Annotated in this window: 16 protein-coding genes and 1 pseudogene; 12 read left to right on the forward strand and 5 right to left on the reverse strand. The window is 69.7% G+C overall.

Annotation, left to right across the window (positions count from 1 at the left end; translation table 11 throughout):
- Positions 1-16: 16 nt before the first annotated feature.
- Both rarD and M4D53_RS12085 read left to right on the forward strand, forming a co-directional pair.
- A complete protein-coding gene (gene rarD / locus M4D53_RS12080) occupies positions 17-949 on the forward strand; it encodes an EamA family transporter RarD (protein WP_259954236.1) in 933 nt (310 codons plus the stop codon).
- 144 nt (positions 950-1,093) lie between these two features.
- Positions 1,094-2,350, forward strand: coding sequence for an ABC transporter substrate-binding protein (locus M4D53_RS12085; protein ID WP_187663424.1), 1,257 nt, complete (start codon positions 1,094-1,096; stop codon positions 2,348-2,350).
- Between the two features lie 64 nt (positions 2,351-2,414).
- On the opposite strand, the gene M4D53_RS12090 is transcribed toward M4D53_RS12085, so the two are convergent.
- Genes M4D53_RS12090 through M4D53_RS12105 form a run of 4 tightly spaced genes read right to left on the reverse strand, consistent with a single transcriptional unit; the run spans position 2,415 to position 6,434 of the window.
- On the reverse strand, positions 2,415-3,182 hold the full coding sequence (locus M4D53_RS12090; RefSeq protein WP_187663425.1) for an ABC transporter ATP-binding protein: 768 nt from the start codon (positions 3,180-3,182) through the stop codon (positions 2,415-2,417).
- On the reverse strand, positions 3,179-4,177 hold the full coding sequence (locus M4D53_RS12095; protein WP_187663426.1) for an ABC transporter ATP-binding protein: 999 nt from the start codon (positions 4,175-4,177) through the stop codon (positions 3,179-3,181). The genes M4D53_RS12090 and M4D53_RS12095 overlap by 4 nt, the downstream gene beginning before the upstream one ends.
- On the reverse strand, positions 4,167-5,144 hold the full coding sequence (locus M4D53_RS12100; protein WP_025103732.1) for a branched-chain amino acid ABC transporter permease: 978 nt from the start codon (positions 5,142-5,144) through the stop codon (positions 4,167-4,169). Before M4D53_RS12100 ends, M4D53_RS12095 begins: the two co-directional genes overlap by 11 nt.
- A 3-nt stretch (positions 5,145-5,147) precedes the next feature.
- Positions 5,148-6,434 (reverse strand): branched-chain amino acid ABC transporter permease, encoded by a 1,287-nt coding sequence (locus M4D53_RS12105; protein ID WP_187663427.1) that lies wholly within the window; start codon positions 6,432-6,434, stop codon positions 5,148-5,150.
- 316 nt (positions 6,435-6,750) lie between these two features.
- Here M4D53_RS12105 and guaB point away from each other — a divergent pair, with 316 nt between their 5' ends.
- Positions 6,751-8,253, forward strand: coding sequence for an IMP dehydrogenase (gene guaB, locus M4D53_RS12110; protein WP_025103734.1), 1,503 nt, complete (start codon positions 6,751-6,753; stop codon positions 8,251-8,253).
- A 74-nt stretch (positions 8,254-8,327) separates the two neighbouring features.
- On the opposite strand, the gene M4D53_RS12115 is transcribed toward guaB, so the two are convergent.
- Positions 8,328-8,738: a hypothetical protein gene (locus M4D53_RS12115; RefSeq protein ID WP_187663428.1), complete on the reverse strand. Its 411-nt coding sequence runs from the start codon at positions 8,736-8,738 to the stop codon at positions 8,328-8,330.
- A gap of 100 nt (positions 8,739-8,838) precedes the next feature.
- Between M4D53_RS12115 and M4D53_RS12120 the strand changes: the two genes are divergently transcribed.
- The 9 genes and pseudogenes from M4D53_RS12120 to M4D53_RS12160 all read left to right on the forward strand — a co-directional run bounded on the left by M4D53_RS12120 (position 8,839) and on the right by M4D53_RS12160 (position 16,101).
- On the forward strand, positions 8,839-9,150 hold the full coding sequence (locus tag M4D53_RS12120; RefSeq protein WP_259954242.1) for a DUF2277 domain-containing protein: 312 nt from the start codon (positions 8,839-8,841) through the stop codon (positions 9,148-9,150).
- Between the two features lie 137 nt (positions 9,151-9,287).
- The gene (locus M4D53_RS12125) at positions 9,288-10,334 is read left to right on the forward strand and encodes a response regulator (protein ID WP_259954244.1); all 1,047 of its coding nucleotides are present in this window, start codon (positions 9,288-9,290) and stop codon (positions 10,332-10,334) included.
- Positions 10,334-11,322, forward strand: a pseudogene (locus tag M4D53_RS12130) (ATP-grasp domain-containing protein). Before M4D53_RS12125 ends, M4D53_RS12130 begins: the two are co-directional and overlap by 1 nt.
- On the forward strand, positions 11,319-12,032 hold the full coding sequence (locus M4D53_RS12135; protein WP_259954245.1) for a PHP domain-containing protein: 714 nt from the start codon (positions 11,319-11,321) through the stop codon (positions 12,030-12,032). Before M4D53_RS12130 ends, M4D53_RS12135 begins: the two are co-directional and overlap by 4 nt.
- On the forward strand, positions 12,032-13,519 hold the full coding sequence (locus tag M4D53_RS12140; RefSeq protein ID WP_259954246.1) for a glycosyltransferase family 2 protein: 1,488 nt from the start codon (positions 12,032-12,034) through the stop codon (positions 13,517-13,519). The genes M4D53_RS12135 and M4D53_RS12140 overlap by 1 nt, the downstream gene beginning before the upstream one ends.
- Entirely contained in the window at positions 13,516-13,659 is a 144-nt protein-coding gene (locus M4D53_RS12145) for a hypothetical protein (protein ID WP_259954247.1), read from the forward strand. The genes M4D53_RS12140 and M4D53_RS12145 overlap by 4 nt, the downstream gene beginning before the upstream one ends.
- Positions 13,656-14,003 carry a response regulator gene (locus tag M4D53_RS12150; protein WP_025103741.1) on the forward strand — a complete coding sequence of 116 codons (348 nt, stop codon included), beginning with the start codon at positions 13,656-13,658 and terminating at the stop codon, positions 14,001-14,003. The genes M4D53_RS12145 and M4D53_RS12150 overlap by 4 nt, the downstream gene beginning before the upstream one ends.
- Complete coding sequence (locus M4D53_RS12155) at positions 14,000-15,820, forward strand: PAS domain-containing sensor histidine kinase (protein ID WP_259954248.1); 1,821 nt, start codon at positions 14,000-14,002, stop codon at positions 15,818-15,820. The genes M4D53_RS12150 and M4D53_RS12155 overlap by 4 nt, the downstream gene beginning before the upstream one ends.
- A 32-nt stretch (positions 15,821-15,852) precedes the next feature.
- Positions 15,853-16,101: an AbrB/MazE/SpoVT family DNA-binding domain-containing protein gene (locus M4D53_RS12160; protein ID WP_259954249.1), complete on the forward strand. Its 249-nt coding sequence runs from the start codon at positions 15,853-15,855 to the stop codon at positions 16,099-16,101.
- Positions 16,102-16,172: the final 71 nt, after the last annotated feature.

The following is a 16,172-nucleotide window of genomic DNA, read 5'->3' on the forward strand; positions in this document are numbered from 1 at the left end:
GGCATAGGGTTGTGCGGTGACCCCCGAGACGACCCGCGCCACCCGGACGGCGGGCGTCGCCTACGCCGGGAGCGCATACCTCCTGTGGGGCGTGCTGCCGCTCTACTTCCTCCTGCTGCAGCCCACCGGGCCGTGGGAGGTGGTCGCCTGGCGGGTGCTGCTCTCCTTCGTCTTCTGTCTTCTGCTGCTCACCGTCACGAGGGGATGGCCCGCCTTCCTCGCGATCGTCCGGAGTCCGCGACTGCTCGGGTGGACGGCCCTCGCCGGCCTGCTCATCTACGTCAACTGGCAGGTCTTCGTCCTCGGCACGTTGAGCGAGAACGTGGTGGAGACGGCGCTCGGCTACTTCATCAACCCGATCACCACCGTGCTGCTCGGCGTCTTCGTCCTCAAGGAGCGCCTCCGCCGTCTGCAGTGGGCGGCGGTCGGGATCGCGGCCGTCGCGGTCGTCGTCATCATCGTGGCGTACGGCCACGTCCCCTGGATCGCCCTGACCCTCACCGCTTCCTTCGGTCTGTACGGGCTCATCAAGAAGAAGATCGGCCCTGCCGTCGACGCGGTCAGCGGGTTGACGCTCGAGTCGTTCTGGCTGATCCCCATCGCGGTGGTGCAGCTCGTGGTCGTGGCGACGACGCCCGTCGGCCTGACGATGGGGACCGCGGGCTGGCCGCACGCCGTGCTGCTCGCCTTCGCGGGGGTGGCCACGGCTGTCCCCCTGCTGCTGTTCGCGGCCGGCACGCGTCGCGTCGACCTCACGATCATCGGGATGCTGCAGTTCCTCACCCCGGTCCTGCAGTTCGTGATCGGGGTCGTCGTGCTGCACGAGCCGATGCCGCCGGAGCGCTGGATCGGGTTCCTCCTGGTGTGGGTCGCGATCGCGGTCTTCGTCGTCGATCTGCTCCTCGCCGCGCGTCGCGGCCGTCGTGCCACCCGCGCCGCGGCGCTCTGATCGGTCCTGCCCGCGCCCCGAAACGGCGGCCCTGGATCGTTAACGCACCGAGATACTTGCCCCTCCTGCGCGCGGGGCGCACGCCCTAGTGTTAGAGCACCCGACTGTGGTCATCATCCACGTTCGTTTACGCAAGGGAGCATCATGAACGCACTGAAGGGCTCGCGCAGCGCGAGGATCTTCGCCGGGATCGCGCTGGTCAGCGCCTCCGCCCTCATCATCGCGGGCTGCAGCAGCACGCCCGATGCGGAGCCGTCGGACGGGGGCGGCGACAAGCCCGCCGCCGACCTGACGCTCAAGCTCGGTTCGCTGCTGCCCGCCACCGGTACGCTCGCGTTCCTGGGCGCGCCGATGGAGGCCGGCGTCCAGCTCGCCGTCAACCAGATCAACGAGGCCGACGCCGGCATCACGATCGACCTCAGCACGGGCGACGAGGGCGACCTCGACAACAAGGCCTACGAGACCTCCATCACCAACCTGCGCAACGGCGACATCACCGCCATGATCGGCGCGGCGTCCTCCAGCGTCACCAAGCTCATCCTCGACGGCAACGCGGGTGCGGACATCCTCACGGTGTCCCCGTCCAACACCTCGCCGGACTTCACGGGCATCAACCCGCTGTACTTCCGCACCGCACCGAGCGACAACCTCCAGGGCGAGGTCCTCGGCAACGAGATCGCCGAGGACGGCCACAAGACGCTGGGCATCATCTACCAGAACGACCCGTACGGCACGGGCCTGTTCGAGGCGATCAAGGCCACGTTCGAGAGCACCGGCGGCGAGGTCGTCGCCGATGCGTCGTACAACCAGGGTGACGGTCAGTTCAACGCGCAGGTCTCGGAGATCGCCGCGGCGAACCCGGACGCCGTCGCTGTCGTCTCCTACGACCAGTTCGCCACCATCGCGCCGCTGCTGGGCAACGCCGGGGTCGACACGGGCTCGCTGTACCTCGTCGACGGCAACCTCAAGGACTGGGGCGCCGACATCCCGGTGAGCCTCGAGGGCTCGAAGGGCACCCGCGCCGGCGCCGAGCTGCCGCAGGACTTCCTCGACCAGCTGAACGAGGTCTGGACGGCCGAGGGCAACGACCCGATCGACGCCGTGACCTACTCGGCCGAGGCGTACGACGCCGTGGTCCTCATCGCTCTGGCGGCGCTGAAGGCCGGCTCGGTCGAGGGCCCGGACATCGCGGCGGAGATGATCACCGTCTCCGGCGGCGACGGCGACGGCGAGAAGTGCGACAACTTCGCCGACTGCGCCGCGATCATCAACGACGGCGGCACGCCGGACTACGACGGCCTCTCCGGCGAGATCACGTTCGACGAGAACAACGACCCGAAGGGTGCCGCGATCGGCGTCTACGAGTTCGACGCCGAGAACGTCACCTCGCGCATCAAGTAAACACCGCACGAGGAAGGCCCCGGGTGCTTCGGCATCCGGGGCCTTCATCGTGCGGCGCGAGGTCTCAGGCGGCGTCGGTCCCGAGGGTGCCGAGGTAGAGGCCGATGACCTTCGGATCGTTCAGCAGCTCCCGACCGGTGCCCTCGTAGGCGTCCTTCCCCTGGTCGAGCACGTAGCCGCGGTCGCAGATCTGCAGGCACCGACGGGCGTTCTGCTCGACCATGATCGTCGTCACGCCCGCCTTGTTGATGTCGGAGACGCGGATGAAGGCGTCGTCCTGCCGCACGGGGGAGAGGCCGGCGGACGGCTCGTCCAGCAGCAGCACGGACGGGTCCATCATGAGCGCGCGGGACATGGCGACCATCTGGCGCTCGCCGCCGGAGAGCGAGCCCGCACGCTGCTTCAGGCGCTTGCCGATCTCCGCGAAGATGCTGCTGACGAACTCGAGCCGCTCCGCGAAGATCTTCGGGTTCTGGTAGAGCCCCATCTCCAGGTTCTCCTGGATGGTGAGCGACGGGAACACGTTGTTCGTCTGCGGCACGAAGGCGACACCGCGGCGTACGAGCTTGTCGGCCTTGAGGCCGACAATGCTCTCGCCCTTGACGGTGATATCGCCCTCGCGGACGTTCACCATGCCGAAGATCGCCTTGAGGAGCGTCGACTTCCCGGCGCCGTTCGGGCCGATGATGCCGATGAGCTCGCCCTGGCGGGCGACGAGGTTCGCGCCGTTGAGGATGTTCACTCCCGGCAGGTAGCCGGCGTGCACGTCCTTCAGCTCGACGATGACGTCGCCGGTCTCGGGGGTGCCCTCGGCGGGGATCGCGGTGCTCATGCCTTGTCCTCCTCGGCGGCGTCCTCGGCCTCGACCTCGGCCTCGACCTCCGTCTCGATCTGCTCGCGGATGCGCTCCGCGTCGGCGTCCGAGATCACCGGGAGGCGGCCGGTGACGGCGCCGAGGTCCACGTCCTGATGGGCGCCCAGGTAGGCGTCCACGACCGCGGGGTCCTCCATGACGGTCTCCGGAGGCCCCTCGGCCACCACGCGCCCCTCGGCCATCACGACGACCCAGTCGGCGATGTGACGCACCATGTGCATGTCGTGCTCCACGAAGAGCACCGTCATCCCGAGGTCCTTGAGGTCGAGGATGTGGTCGAGGAGCGACTGCGTGAGGGCGGGGTTCACCCCGGCCATCGGCTCGTCGAGCATCACCAGGTTCGGGTCGCTCATGAGCGCCCGTGCCATCTCCAGGAGCTTGCGCTGACCGCCGGAGAGGGAGGCGGCGAAGTCCTGCTCCTTGGCGTCGAGCTTGAAGCGCACGAGGAGCTCGTGGGCCCGCTGCTCGATCTCCTGCTCCTGCGCGCGCCAGAGGAAGGGGAAGAGCCCGGCCCAGAAGCCCTCGCCGCGCTGGTCCTTCGCGCCGAGCTTCATGTTCTCCAGCACGGTCAGCAGCGACAGCGACTTGGTGAGCTGGAAGGTGCGCACCTGGCCCATCCGGGCGACCTTGAAGGACGGGATGCCGGAGAGGCTCTTGCCGTCGTACGACCAGGTACCGCTGTTGGGTTTGTCGAACCCGCAGAGGAGGTTGAACAGTGTGGTCTTCCCGGCGCCGTTGGGGCCGATGAGTGCCGTGATGGCGCCACGCGGGATCTCGAGGTGATCGACGTCGACGGCGGTCAGTCCGCCGAAGCGCCGCTGCACCGCGTCCACGACGAGGATCGGGTCGACCTTCTTGACTCCGGGGGCGGCGGGACCCGCGGCGAGGCCGGTGGTCTTGGCGCGGGGAGCGCTCTTCGCGGGCGTGACGGCCGCGTCGTTCTCACTTGACAAAGGTCATCTCCCTCTTGTTCCCCAAGATGCCCTGCGGGCGGAACACGACGATGAGCATCAGCACGATGCCGATGAGGATGTAGCGCACCACGTCGGCCTGCGCGCTCGTCATGGGCAGGTAGCCGGCCGTGGCCATCGCGGGGAGGAGCGCGCCGAGGAAGGCGAACACCACCCAGAAGAGCACGGCGCCGAGCGTCGGGCCGAAGACCGTCGCCGCACCGCCGAGGAGCAGGATCGTCCACAGGAAGAACGTCAGCGACGTCGAGTAGCTGCCGGGGATGACCGCCGAGGGCAGGACGAAGACGATGCCGCCGAGCGCACCGATCACACCACCCACCACGAGCGCCTGCATCTTGTACGCGAAGACGTTCTTACCGAGCGACCGCACGGCGTCCTCGTCCTCGCGGATGCCCTTGAGCACGCGGCCCCACGGGCTGCGCATGAGCGCCCAGACCACGAGGATCGTCAGAGCGAGGGTGAGCAGACCGAACACACGCACCCAGAGGTCGTTCGCGTTGTACGTCCACGGGCCGAAGCCGTACGTCCCCGGAGGGAACGGGTTGGCATCGCGGAAGCTCTGGTGGTAGCCGGAGAGCCCGCCGGCGGAGTTCGTCCAGTCCTTGAACAGCTCCGTGACGAACATCAGGCGCACGACCTCCGCGGCCGCGATGGTCGCGATGGCGAGGTAGTCGGCGCGCAGACGCAGCGTCGGGATGCCCAGCAGCAGGGCGAAGAGCGCTCCGCCGGTGATGCCGACGAGCACGCCCAGCCACCACGGGAAGCCGAAGGTGAGGATCGAGATCGCGTAGCCGTAGCCGCCGATCGCCATGAAGGCCGCCATGCCGAAGTTGAGCAGACCCGTGTAGCCGAAGTGCACAGCGAGGCCGGTGGCCGCGAGCGCGTAGGCGATCGTCGTCGGGCTGAACAGGTAGGAGGCGGTGTTGCCGAAGATGCTTCCGAAGTCCATGCGTCAGCCCAACCTTTCCTTGCGTCCGAGGATGCCCTGCGGTCGCACGAGCAGGATGATGATCAGCGCGACGAGGGCGCTGGCGTACTTGAGGTCGGTCGGCACCCCGAGGAGCGTGGACACCTCGACCGCGAGGCCGACGATGATCGAGCCGATCAGGGCGCCGATCGCCGAGCCGAGCCCGCCGAGCGTGATGGCGCAGAACATCAGCAGCAGCATCTGCATACCCATGTCCCACTTCACGCCGGGGCGGAAGTACGCCCAGAGGATCCCGGAGATCGCGGCCAGGGTGCCGGCGAGGATCCAGACGATGCGGATGACCTTGTCCACGTCGATGCCGGAGGCGGCGGCGAGCTGCGGGTTGTCCGAGATCGCCCTCGTCGCCTTGCCGGTGCGGGTGCGGGTGAGGAAGAACGCGACGCCGAGGATCACGATGATGCTGGTCGCCATGCCGATCAGGTCGATGTACGACAGGGAGATCGGCCCGAGACGGATGGGCTCCGGGCTGGAACCGGGCAGCTGATAGGTGTTGCCGCCGATGATGTACTGCAGACCGTAGCGGAGGGCCAGCGAGAGGCCGATGCTGACGATCATGAGCTGGACGACGCCCAGACCCCGGCGCCGCAGCGGCTTCCAGATGCCGGCGTCCAGAGCCCAGCCGAGCGCCGCACCGCCGATGACCGCGGCGATGATGCCGGCCCACAGCGGGAGCTGCCAGAACGAGGTGACGACGAGCGTGACCACCGCGCCCCAGCTCACCATCTCGCCGTGCGCGAAGTTCGACAGCCGGGTCGTGCCGTAGATCAGCGCGGCGCCCATCGAGGCGAGCCCCAGCAGCAGACCGAAGTTCAGACCGCCCACCATGCGCGACAGGAGCTGGTCGAGGAAGGAGACGGTCACCCGCTCGCCCTCGCCCAGGAAGAAGTTCACGATCTTCGTGCCGGTGAGCCCGAACTCCAGCTCGAACGAGGCGGTCGTGCCCGAGACGGGCTGGATCCCCTCGGGGAGCTGCGTCGCGTCGACGATCACGCCGTCCGGAAGCGTGGACTCGTCGACCGTCAGGGTGTACGTCTCCTTCTCCGGCACGTACAGGCGCCACTTGCCCTCGGCGTCGGTCTCGGTCTCGGCGTCGAAGCCGTTGCCCTCGATCGTCATCACGACGCCCTCGACGGGCTCGTCGCCGTCGGTGACGACGCCGGCGAAGTAGAAGTCGGTGACCTCCTGGCCGTCGTCCGTCGTCTCCGCGGATGCGGCTGAGGGAGGGAGGAGGAGCGATGCCGCGAGCGCCATCAGGATTCCGAAGAAGGCGAAGGCCCAAGGGCGCTTTCGCGGTCCGGCGAGTGCTGTGGGTCCCACGCAACCTCCACTGTGAGTGCTGTCTCCGCGGACTCGGGTCGAACCGCGGGGATGGACGACGCACTTGAGCGTAATGGGCGATCGGCGATTCACCTATCGTCCGGGCCAACGGTCCGGTAACGACAGGGCTCTGGGAATGTTCTCGGGCGTGTCTCGCTTAGAATCTCCATACGGGTCACGCCCGCGCACCGGCCGACGTCGACCCCCCATTCGCACCCGGATCCGCGCCACTCGCGCAGGAGGAGATTCCATGGACCAGCACGATCCCTTCGGCTTCGTCGGACTGACCTACGATGACGTGCTGCTGCTCCCCGGGCACACCGACGTCATCCCCAGCGAGGCCGACACGTCGTCCCGGATCACGCGGCGGATCTCCGTCGCGACGCCGCTCCTCTCCAGCGCGATGGACACCGTGACCGAGTCCCGCATGGCGATCGCCATGGCGCGGGAGGGTGGCATCGGCATCCTGCACCGCAACCTCTCGATCGCCGACCAGGCCGCGCACGTCGACCGCGTGAAGCGGAGCGAGTCCGGCATGATCACCGACCCCATCACCACGACGCAGGACGCGACCGTGGAGGAGGTCGACGCGCTGTGCGCCAAGTACCGGATCTCCGGTCTCCCGGTCGTGGACGACGAGGGTCGTCTGGTCGGCATCATCACGAACCGGGACATGCGCTTCGTCTCCGGCTTCGAGCGCCAGAGCACGTTCGTGAAGGACGTCATGACGAGGGAGAACCTCGTCACCGCCCCGGTGGGCGTCGCGGCAGGCGAGGTCATCGCGCTGTTCGCGAAGCACCGCGTCGAGAAGCTGCCCCTCATCGACGAGGACGGCAAGCTCGCCGGCCTCATCACCATCAAGGACTTCGACAAGAGCGAGAAGTACCCGCTCGCCACCAAGGACGACCAGGGCCGCCTGCGGGTGGGCGCGGCGATCGGCTTCTTCGGCGACGCCTGGGAGCGCGCCGAGGCCCTCCGCGACGCCGGCGTCGACGTGCTCGTCGTCGACACCGCCAACGGCCAGTCCCAGGGCGTGATCGACCTCGTCAAGCGCCTCAAGGCCGACGAGTCGTTCGCGCACATCGACGTCATCGGCGGCAACGTCGCCACCCGCGAGGGCGCGCAGGCGCTGGTGGACGCCGGTGTCGACGCGGTCAAGGTGGGCGTGGGGCCCGGCTCGATCTGCACGACGCGCGTGGTCGCCGGTGTCGGCGTGCCGCAGGTGACGGCCGTCTACGAGGCGTCGCTCGCGGCGCGTCCGGCCGGCGTCCCGGTGATCGCCGACGGCGGCCTGCAGTACTCGGGCGACATCGCGAAGGCCCTGGTCGCCGGCGCCGACGCCGTGATGCTCGGCTCGCTGCTCGCCGGCACGGACGAGTCGCCGGGCGAGATCGTCTTCCAGTCGGGCAAGCAGTTCAAGCAGTACCGCGGGATGGGATCGCTCGGCGCCATGCAGACGCGCGGCAAGCAGACCTCGTACTCGAAGGACCGCTACTTCCAGGCCGACGTGCCCAGTGACGACAAGCTGATCCCGGAGGGCATCGAGGGCCAGGTCCCGTACCGCGGCCCGCTCTCCGCCGTCGCCTACCAGCTCGTCGGCGGGCTGCGGCAGTCGATGTTCTACGTCGGTGCGCGCACCATCGAGGAGCTCAAGCAGCGCGGCAAGTTCGTGCGCATCACCTCGGCGGGACTCAAGGAGTCGCACCCGCACGATGTGCAGATCGTCGTCGAGGCGCCGAACTACAAGAAGTGACAGCGGCCCCTGGGAAGGGGGACGCAGGAGGGGCCGGATGCGCTGCATCCGGCCCCTCGTCGTCCGCGGTGCGGTCAGCCGCAGCGGTAGGTGACGCCGCCGACGTCCCACACCCCGGGTCCGAGCTCGGCGCACGTCCCGATCACGCCGGCCAGCACGGTCACCAGCAGGACGATCCCGATGATCGCGAAGATCGTCAGGATGGCGCCGACGATGATGCCGGCGATCGCGATGCCCTTGGGGGCCTTCGCCTTGCCGAGCTGCACGGCGGCGATGATGCTGAGGATGAGGCCGACCGGCGGCAGCAGGAACGCCAGCACGAGGCCGATGATCGACAGCACCCGCCCGGGCGGCGAGGTCGGCGCGTCCTGCGCGTAGGGGGCGCCGGGCGGGGGAGCGGAGGCCGCGGGATACGGCGAGGGCGCGCCGCCGGGCGGCGGCGGGTTGTAGGGCGGCGGGGCGTCGGGGGACGGTGCGTCGGTCATGATCTCTCCTCGGTTCCGGTCGTAGCCCAGAGCGTAGCGACGGAGGGACGGGCATGCCATCCCCCTTCCGGGCCCCGCGCGCCGCGCGTACGGTGCCGGTATGTGCCGAAACATCGTGCCTCTGAACAACCTCGAGCCCGCAGCCACGGATGAGGAGTGCCAGGAGGCCGCGCTCCAGTTCGTCCGCAAGATCTCCGGGACGACGGCGCCCTCGCGCGCGAACCGCGAGGTGTTCGATCGCGCGGTGGCCGAGATCGCCGTGGCCACGCGGCGGCTGCTCGACGATCTCGTGACCTCGGCACCGCCCAAGAACCGCGAGGAGCAGGCGGCGAAGAGGCGGGCGCGATCGGCGGAGCGCTACGAGGCGATCCGGGTCTATCAGGAGGAGAAGCGGGCGGCGCGCGCGGGCTGACGCGCTGCGGGCCGGGGGTGGAGCCCTGTGCCAGAATCGACGTACCCCGCTCGACTTTCCCTGCGGCCCGGTGATGAAGGCACCGAGCTCGCACCGCCGAATCCCCCGGCAGGGAATCTCCCCAAGGAGAGCTGTACATGGCTGAGGTCCCCCCTCGCATCCTCGTCGTCGACGACGACCACGACGTCGCCCTGCTCGTCAAGACCGTCCTGGAACGGCGTGCAGGCTGCGTCGTCGATCTCGCGGACGACGGCCGGTCGGCGCTCGAGAAGGCCGCGGCGGTGAAACCCGACGTCGTCGTGACCGACATCGAGATGCCGGGGCTCAGCGGCCTGGAGCTGCTCGCGGAACTGCGGCGCCTCATGCCGACCGTGCCGGTCGTCGTGATGACCGCGCACGTCTCGGTCGAGTACGCCGTGTCGGCGCTCCGGGCGCAGGCCGACGAGTTCCTCACCAAGCCGCTCGACAACGCCCGACTCGTGGAGTCGGTCGCCCGGCTCGTCGAGGAGTCCCGGCGCCGGAAGGCGGAGGCGAAGACCGGCGAGGTCGTCCTCGCGATCGGGGCGCACCCGGACGACGTCGAGATCGGCGTCGGCGGCATCCTCGCGGCGCACGCGGCCGCCGGCGATCAGATCACGATCCTCACGCTCTCCCGCGGAGCGCGCGGCGGTGACGCGGACAGTCGCCAGCATGAGTCGCTCGCCGCGGCCGAGCAGGTGGGGGCGCGCCTGTTCGTCAAAGACCTCATCGACACCGAGATCTCGGGCGGAGGATCGACCGTCCGCCTCATCGAGGAGGTCGTGCAGGAGATCCAGCCGACCATCGTCTACACGCACTCGCACCACGACCGCCACCAGGATCACCGCGCGGTGAACGAGGCGACGATCGTCGCGACCCGCCGCGTCGGCACGGTCGCCTGCTACCAGAGCCCTTCCGCGACCATCGACTACCGGCCCACGCGCTTCGTCCGCATCGACCGCTTCCTGGATGACAAGCTGCGGCTGCTGGAGTGCTTCCAGTCCCAGACCGCGGCGAACCGGGAGTATCTCGCGCCGGAGTTCGTCACCGCCACCGCACGCTACTGGTCGCGGTTCGGCGGCGGCGAGGCGGTCGAGCCGCTGGAGGTCGTGCGCGAGACCGCCGAGTTCATCGGCGCCCATGAACTGAGTCGACGGGAGAGCTGATGACGAAGCGCGTACTGGTCACCGGAGCCGGAGGCCCCGCCGGCGTCGCCGTGATCCGCTCCCTGCTGCGACGGCCCGATCTGACGGTCTCGCGGCCGACATGGACGGATGGGCGAGCGGCATCTACCTCGTGCCACCGGCGCAACGCCGTCTGGTTCCCCCGGGGCGTGACGAGGACTTCGTGCCGGCGATCGCGCGGATGGTCGCGGAGGACGGTCTCGACCTCGTGATCTCGACCGTCGACGTGGAGCTGATCGCCCTCGCGGACCGCCGCGACGAGCTGGCCCCCGCGGTCCTCGCCGCGCCGCCCGCCGACACGCTGCACACGGCCCTCGACAAGCTCGCTCTCGCGGAGCGCTGCGCGCCGACCGGTCGTGTGCCGCGCACCGTGCTCGCCGGGCCGGATGCCGCGGAAGTCGCGTGGGAGTTCCCGGTGTTCGCCAAGCCCCGCCAGGGTGCGGGTAGTCGCGGTGTGCGCCTCGTCCCGGACGCCGAGGCGCTCGCCGCCCTCCCCACCGATGAGGGGCTGATCGTGCAGGACTTCCTCCCGGGCGAGGAGTACTCGGTCGATGTGATCGCCGACGCGTCCGGCGGTGTGGTCGCGGCGGTCCCGCGCACCCGCGCCCGTGTGGACTCGGGGGTCGCCATCGCCGGTCGCACCCTCCGCGATCCCGAGCTCGAGGAGACCGCCGCCGCCATCGCGCGGGCGATCGGACTCGTCGGCGTCGCCAACGTGCAGCTCCGTCGCGACCGGGACGGGCGGGCCGTGCTGCTCGAGGTCAACCCGCGCTTCCCCGGGGCGCTCCCGCTGACGATCGCCGCCGGAGTCGACATCCCGTCGCTCGTCGCCGACCTCTTCCTCGGCCGGGAGATCCCGGTGCAGGTGCCCTTCCGCGAGGTCGCATCGGTGCGCTTCCTGGAGGACGTGATCGTCGAGGTCGACGACGTGCTCGTGTCGGCGCACGCCGGTCACCAGGAGGAACTGTGAGCCATCCCGCCCTGCGCGGAGACCACCACGTCCACTCCACGTTCTCCGATGACGCGGTCTCCACGCTGGAGGAGAACGTCGCCGCCGCTGCGGCCGTCGGTCTCGAGACGGTCCGCCTCGTCGACCACGTACGGCAGAGCACGACCTGGGTGCCGGAGTACCTCGCCGCGGTCCGTCGGCTGCGCGTTCCGGACGGACTAACGGTGCTCACGGGCGTCGAGGCGAAGATCCTCGACGCCTCGGGGGAACTCGACATCCCGGTGCTGCCTGAGGGCATCGACCGGATCCTCATCGCCGACCATCAGTTCCCCGGCGTGGACGGGCCGCTCGGTCCCACCGCCGTCCGCGAGCGAATCGCCGCGGGGTGGGCGCCGGCCGACGTCCTCGACCAGTTCACGGACGCGGTCATCGCGACCATGCGACGCCATCCGGGCAACCAGCTCGCGCACTGCTTCTCGATCCTGCCGAAGATCGGTCTCGCGGAGGAGGAGCTCGGAGCCGAGCGCCTCGAGGCCTGGGCGCGCGCCGCCGCGGAGACGGACACCCTCGTCGAGGTCAACGAGAAGTGGGTGTGCCCCGGCGCGGAGGCGCTGACCGCGCTGGAGCGCGCGGGCGCCGGGATCGTCGCGTCCACCGACAGCCACGTGGCCGCAGACGTCGGCCGGTACTCCCGCATCCTCCCGCTGCTCGACGGGACGGAAGGACGCTGATGCCCGAGCTGACCTGGATCGAGACGGTCGTCGTCGTCATCCTCCTCCTCTGCGTGCTGATCGGCACGCTCCCGGTCGTCAACACCGGGCTGCAGTTCCTCATGCTGCCGCTGCACGCCTTCCGCAATCACTACGGCAAGGCCGCGCCGTACCACCCGAACGTGGCCGTGGTCATCCCGGCGTGGAACGAGGGCCTGGTCATCGGCCCCGCGATCGAGCGGCTGCTCCAGCTCGAGTACCCGGCCGAGCGCCTCCGCGTCTTCGTCGTCGACGACGCATCCACGGACGACACCCCGGCGATCGTGCAGCAGAAGGCGACGACCTACCCGGGACGCGTGGTCCACCTGCGGCGCGAGAAGGGTGGCGAGGGCAAGGCGCACACGCTGAACCACGGCCTCGACGTCGTGCTCGCCGACCCGTGGACCGAAGCGGTGCTCATCATGGACGCCGACGTGATCTTCGCGCGGGACTCCCTGCGCAAGCTCACCCGGCACCTCGCGGACGAGGAGGTCGGGGCCGTCACGGCCTACATCGCGGAGGGCAGCAGGGACCGCAACTACCTCACCCGGTTCATCGCGATCGAGTACGTCATCGGCCAGCTCTCGGCACGGCGCACGCAGAACGTCGGGGGAGCGATCGCCTGCCTCGCCGGGGGCGCCCAGCTGCATTCCCGCGCGAACCTCGAGGCGATCGGCGGTCGCATCCCGACGGGCACGCTCGCCGAGGACACCATGACGACCTTCGAGAGTCAGCTCCACGGCCGCCGGATGGTGTTCGAGCCGCACGCCGTGGTGCTCGCCGAGGAGCCGCGGACGATCGAGAGTCTCTGGAAGCAGCGGCTGCGCTGGGCGCGCGGCAACGTGCAGCTCACCTCGATCTACAAGAAGCTCTGGTTCCGTCCGAGTCGCGACCACAACCTGGGCAGCATCCCCTTCGGGCTGGCCTGGTTCACGATCCTGCTGATGCCGGTGCTCCTGCTCCTCGCCGCCACCGCGATGATCGTCCTCCTGCTCCTGCACAGCGACGTCGCGGAGTTCGTGTTCCGGTTCATGTGGATCGCCGCGGCGGCCATCTACATCTTCTCGATGCTCTACTCCGTCCAGCTCGATCCGCGCATCGGGCGGCAGTCCTGGCGCGAGGCGATCATGTTCCCGGGGCTCGGGGCGCTGATCCTCATGGCCCTGGCGCTGTTCCCCTGGGCCTTGGACGGCCTGATCGGCGCGGCCGGGCAGGAGTCGACGGAGCAGACGCGTGTGGTGTGGCTGCTGGCGTTCGCCCTCTGGGGGCCGGTGTCGATGCTCGGCATCTGGCTCGCGCGGGCGGTCGAGCCGCTTCCGGCCGGACGCTTCTTCGCGGGCCTGCTGCTCTACGTCTGCGGCTACGGATCACTGCTGTGCGCGATCACCGCCGACTCGTACCTCAAGGAGTGGCGTCGCGCGGATGCCTCCTGGATCAAGACCGAGAAGATCGGACGGGTCGACTCATGACCGACGCACCATCGCACGACGCCGAGGTGGAGGAGATCGCGGCCGACGCCCGGAAGGAGCGCCGCCTCATCCCGCAGGCGCTCATCTCCCTCGCCGTCGTGGTCGTGATCGTCGTCGTCCGAGAGATGCTCCTGCGATGACCGGACGGCCGCTCGCCCTGGTCGTCGAGGACGCTCCGGATCAGGCGACCCTCCTGGGGCGGTACCTCGATCGGGAGGGCTTCGACGTGTTCGTCGCGCCCGATGCGGAGTCTGCCATCGCCGCCTTCCCGGACATCGACCCCCAGGTCGCCGTCCTGGACCTGCTGCTCCCCGGCATCTCCGGTCAGGCGTGCTGCCGGCTGATCCACGAACGCTACCCGGAGTGCTTCCTCATCGTCAGCTCGGTGCTGGACGTCGCGGAGTATCCACCGGCTGACGCCGCGCTGCCGAAGCCCATCACGGGGGCGGACCTGCATCGGGCCGTGGAGCGGGTGCCGCGATGAGGGCCACGCCGCTGGAGCGTGCCGAGAACCGCTGGTACCGGGTCGTCGACAACCCGAGCCCGATCGTCAAGCAGGTCCCGACTCTCGTCGCCGCCGCGATCGCGGGCGTGATGACCTGGGCCATCCCCAGCCTGCCGTTCACCGATGTGGCCCTCGCGCTGACCGGCCTCGCGGTCGTGCTCGTCGCGACGCTCCACGCCGGGGTGCTCAGCGCGCTGCACATCCGCGAGGGCTGGATCGTGCTGCTGGTGCCGATGGTCGACATCCTGGGACTGGGCCTCTTCCGTGCAGGGACGGGAGGCGCGGCCTCGCTCTTCGGATCGCTCGTGCTGCTCCCGGTGATCTGGATCGCGGCGGCGCCGGGGATCCGCTGGGTCTTCGTCGTCGGCGCGTTCACGTCGTTCGCGCTGCTGATCCCCTACGTCGTCGAACCGCCGACGAACGCGGTGGTGTGGCTCCGCGGCGTCGTCGGTCCGCTCGTCTTCGCGGCCGTCGCGGCCGTGGTGAACGAGCTCTCCCGGCAGCAGCGGCTGCGGGTGCAGCAGGCGGAGGAACTGGTCACGGAGCGGACCAAGGCGCTGTCCGAGAACGTCTCGATGATCGTGCAGCTGCGTCAGAAGGAGCACGAGTACCGCGTGCTGCTCGACTCGTTCGAGGGCCTGTGGGCGTCGATCACCGCGCAGGCCGTGATCGGCACCGATCGCGAGGGGCGCGTCACGGCGTGGAACCCCGGGGCCGTCCGCCTGCTCGGGCTCTCCCACGACGAGGCTCTCGACGACGTGCGCGTCGACCGCTTCTTCTCGCCGTCGGCGCTGAGGATGCTCGCCGAGGACACCGCGTCGCGCGAAGACGTCTCGGGGGTGCCGGCGGGGCAGGGCGGGGCGCCCGACCGCGCACGAGTGCCGGACGGGCTCCGCGAGCTCTTCGCCCACGCGGACGCCGGCCATACCGTCGACGGCGACATCGAGGTGAGGACCGCGGGCGGCACGACGGTGCCGGCGCGGGTGACCGTCACCCCGCACAAGGATCCGTCGGGCGCGCAGCAGGGCTACCTGTTCGTGCTCACGGACGAGACCAGAGCCGTCGAGGTCGCGCGCATGAAGGACGAGTTCGTGGGGATGATCTCCCATGAGCTCCGGACGCCGCTGAGTGCGATCATCGGCTTCCTCGACCTGTTGCAGAACGACCCCGGTCAGCCCCTGACCGAGGACCAGCAGGAGTTCGTCGGCATCATCGAGCGCAACGCGAAGCGCCTGCTGAACCTCGTCGGCGATCTGCTCTTCACGGCGCAGGTGGAATCGGGACGCTTTCCCCTGGAGCGGGACGAGGCCGACATCGCGGACCTCGTGCGCTCGGCGGTCGCCTCGGCGGGGCCGCATGCGCAGCGCGAGGGGATCGAACTGGAGCTGCAGGTCGGTGACGAGCCGATCCCGCTGCTGGTCGATCCCGGACGCCTCGGGCAGGCGGTGGACAACCTCCTCTCGAACGCCATCAAGTTCACCCCGCGCGGGGGTCGAGTGACGGCCGCCGTGCGTCGCCTCGACGGCGGGGTGCAGGTCGCCATCGCCGACACCGGGGTCGGGATCCCGCAGGACGAGCAGCGCATGCTCTTCACCCGGTTCTTCCGCGCCTCGACGGCCACGCGCAACGCCGTCCCGGGGGTGGGGCTGGGTCTCACGATCACGCGCGCGATCGTGCTGGCCCACGGCGGATCGATGGACGTGACCAGCGAGGAGGGCGTGGGCACCGAGTTCCGGTTCGTGCTCCCGGCGGCTCCCAAGACCGAGGTGCTGCAGACCCTCAGTCGCGCGGACTGACACATCGGTGGGGGAGCGGTACGGTGGGCGTCATGACCGCCACCTTCACTGCTTCGCTGGATGACCACGGGCACCTGGTCATTCCCGGCGAGTTGCGCGCGCGGCAGCGTTGGAACGAGGGCGTCACTCTGCTGATGATCGAGGAGGACCGCGGCGGCGTCGTCCTCCTCGCACGGGAGCAGGCGCGGACACTTGTCCGTGCGCAGCTCACCGGTGCCAGTCTGGCGAACGCGCTCCACGATGAGCGTCGAGCGGCCGCAGCGCAGGAAGACGCGGCTTGACGGGCCCGGAAGGCTCGTCCCGGTGGTCGCGAAGCCGCGCGGACTGATAGCCTGGTCGGCTCGCTGTCCGC

The organism is Microbacterium meiriae (assembly GCF_025143875.1).
Taxonomy (GTDB): domain Bacteria; phylum Actinomycetota; class Actinomycetes; order Actinomycetales; family Microbacteriaceae; genus Microbacterium; species Microbacterium meiriae.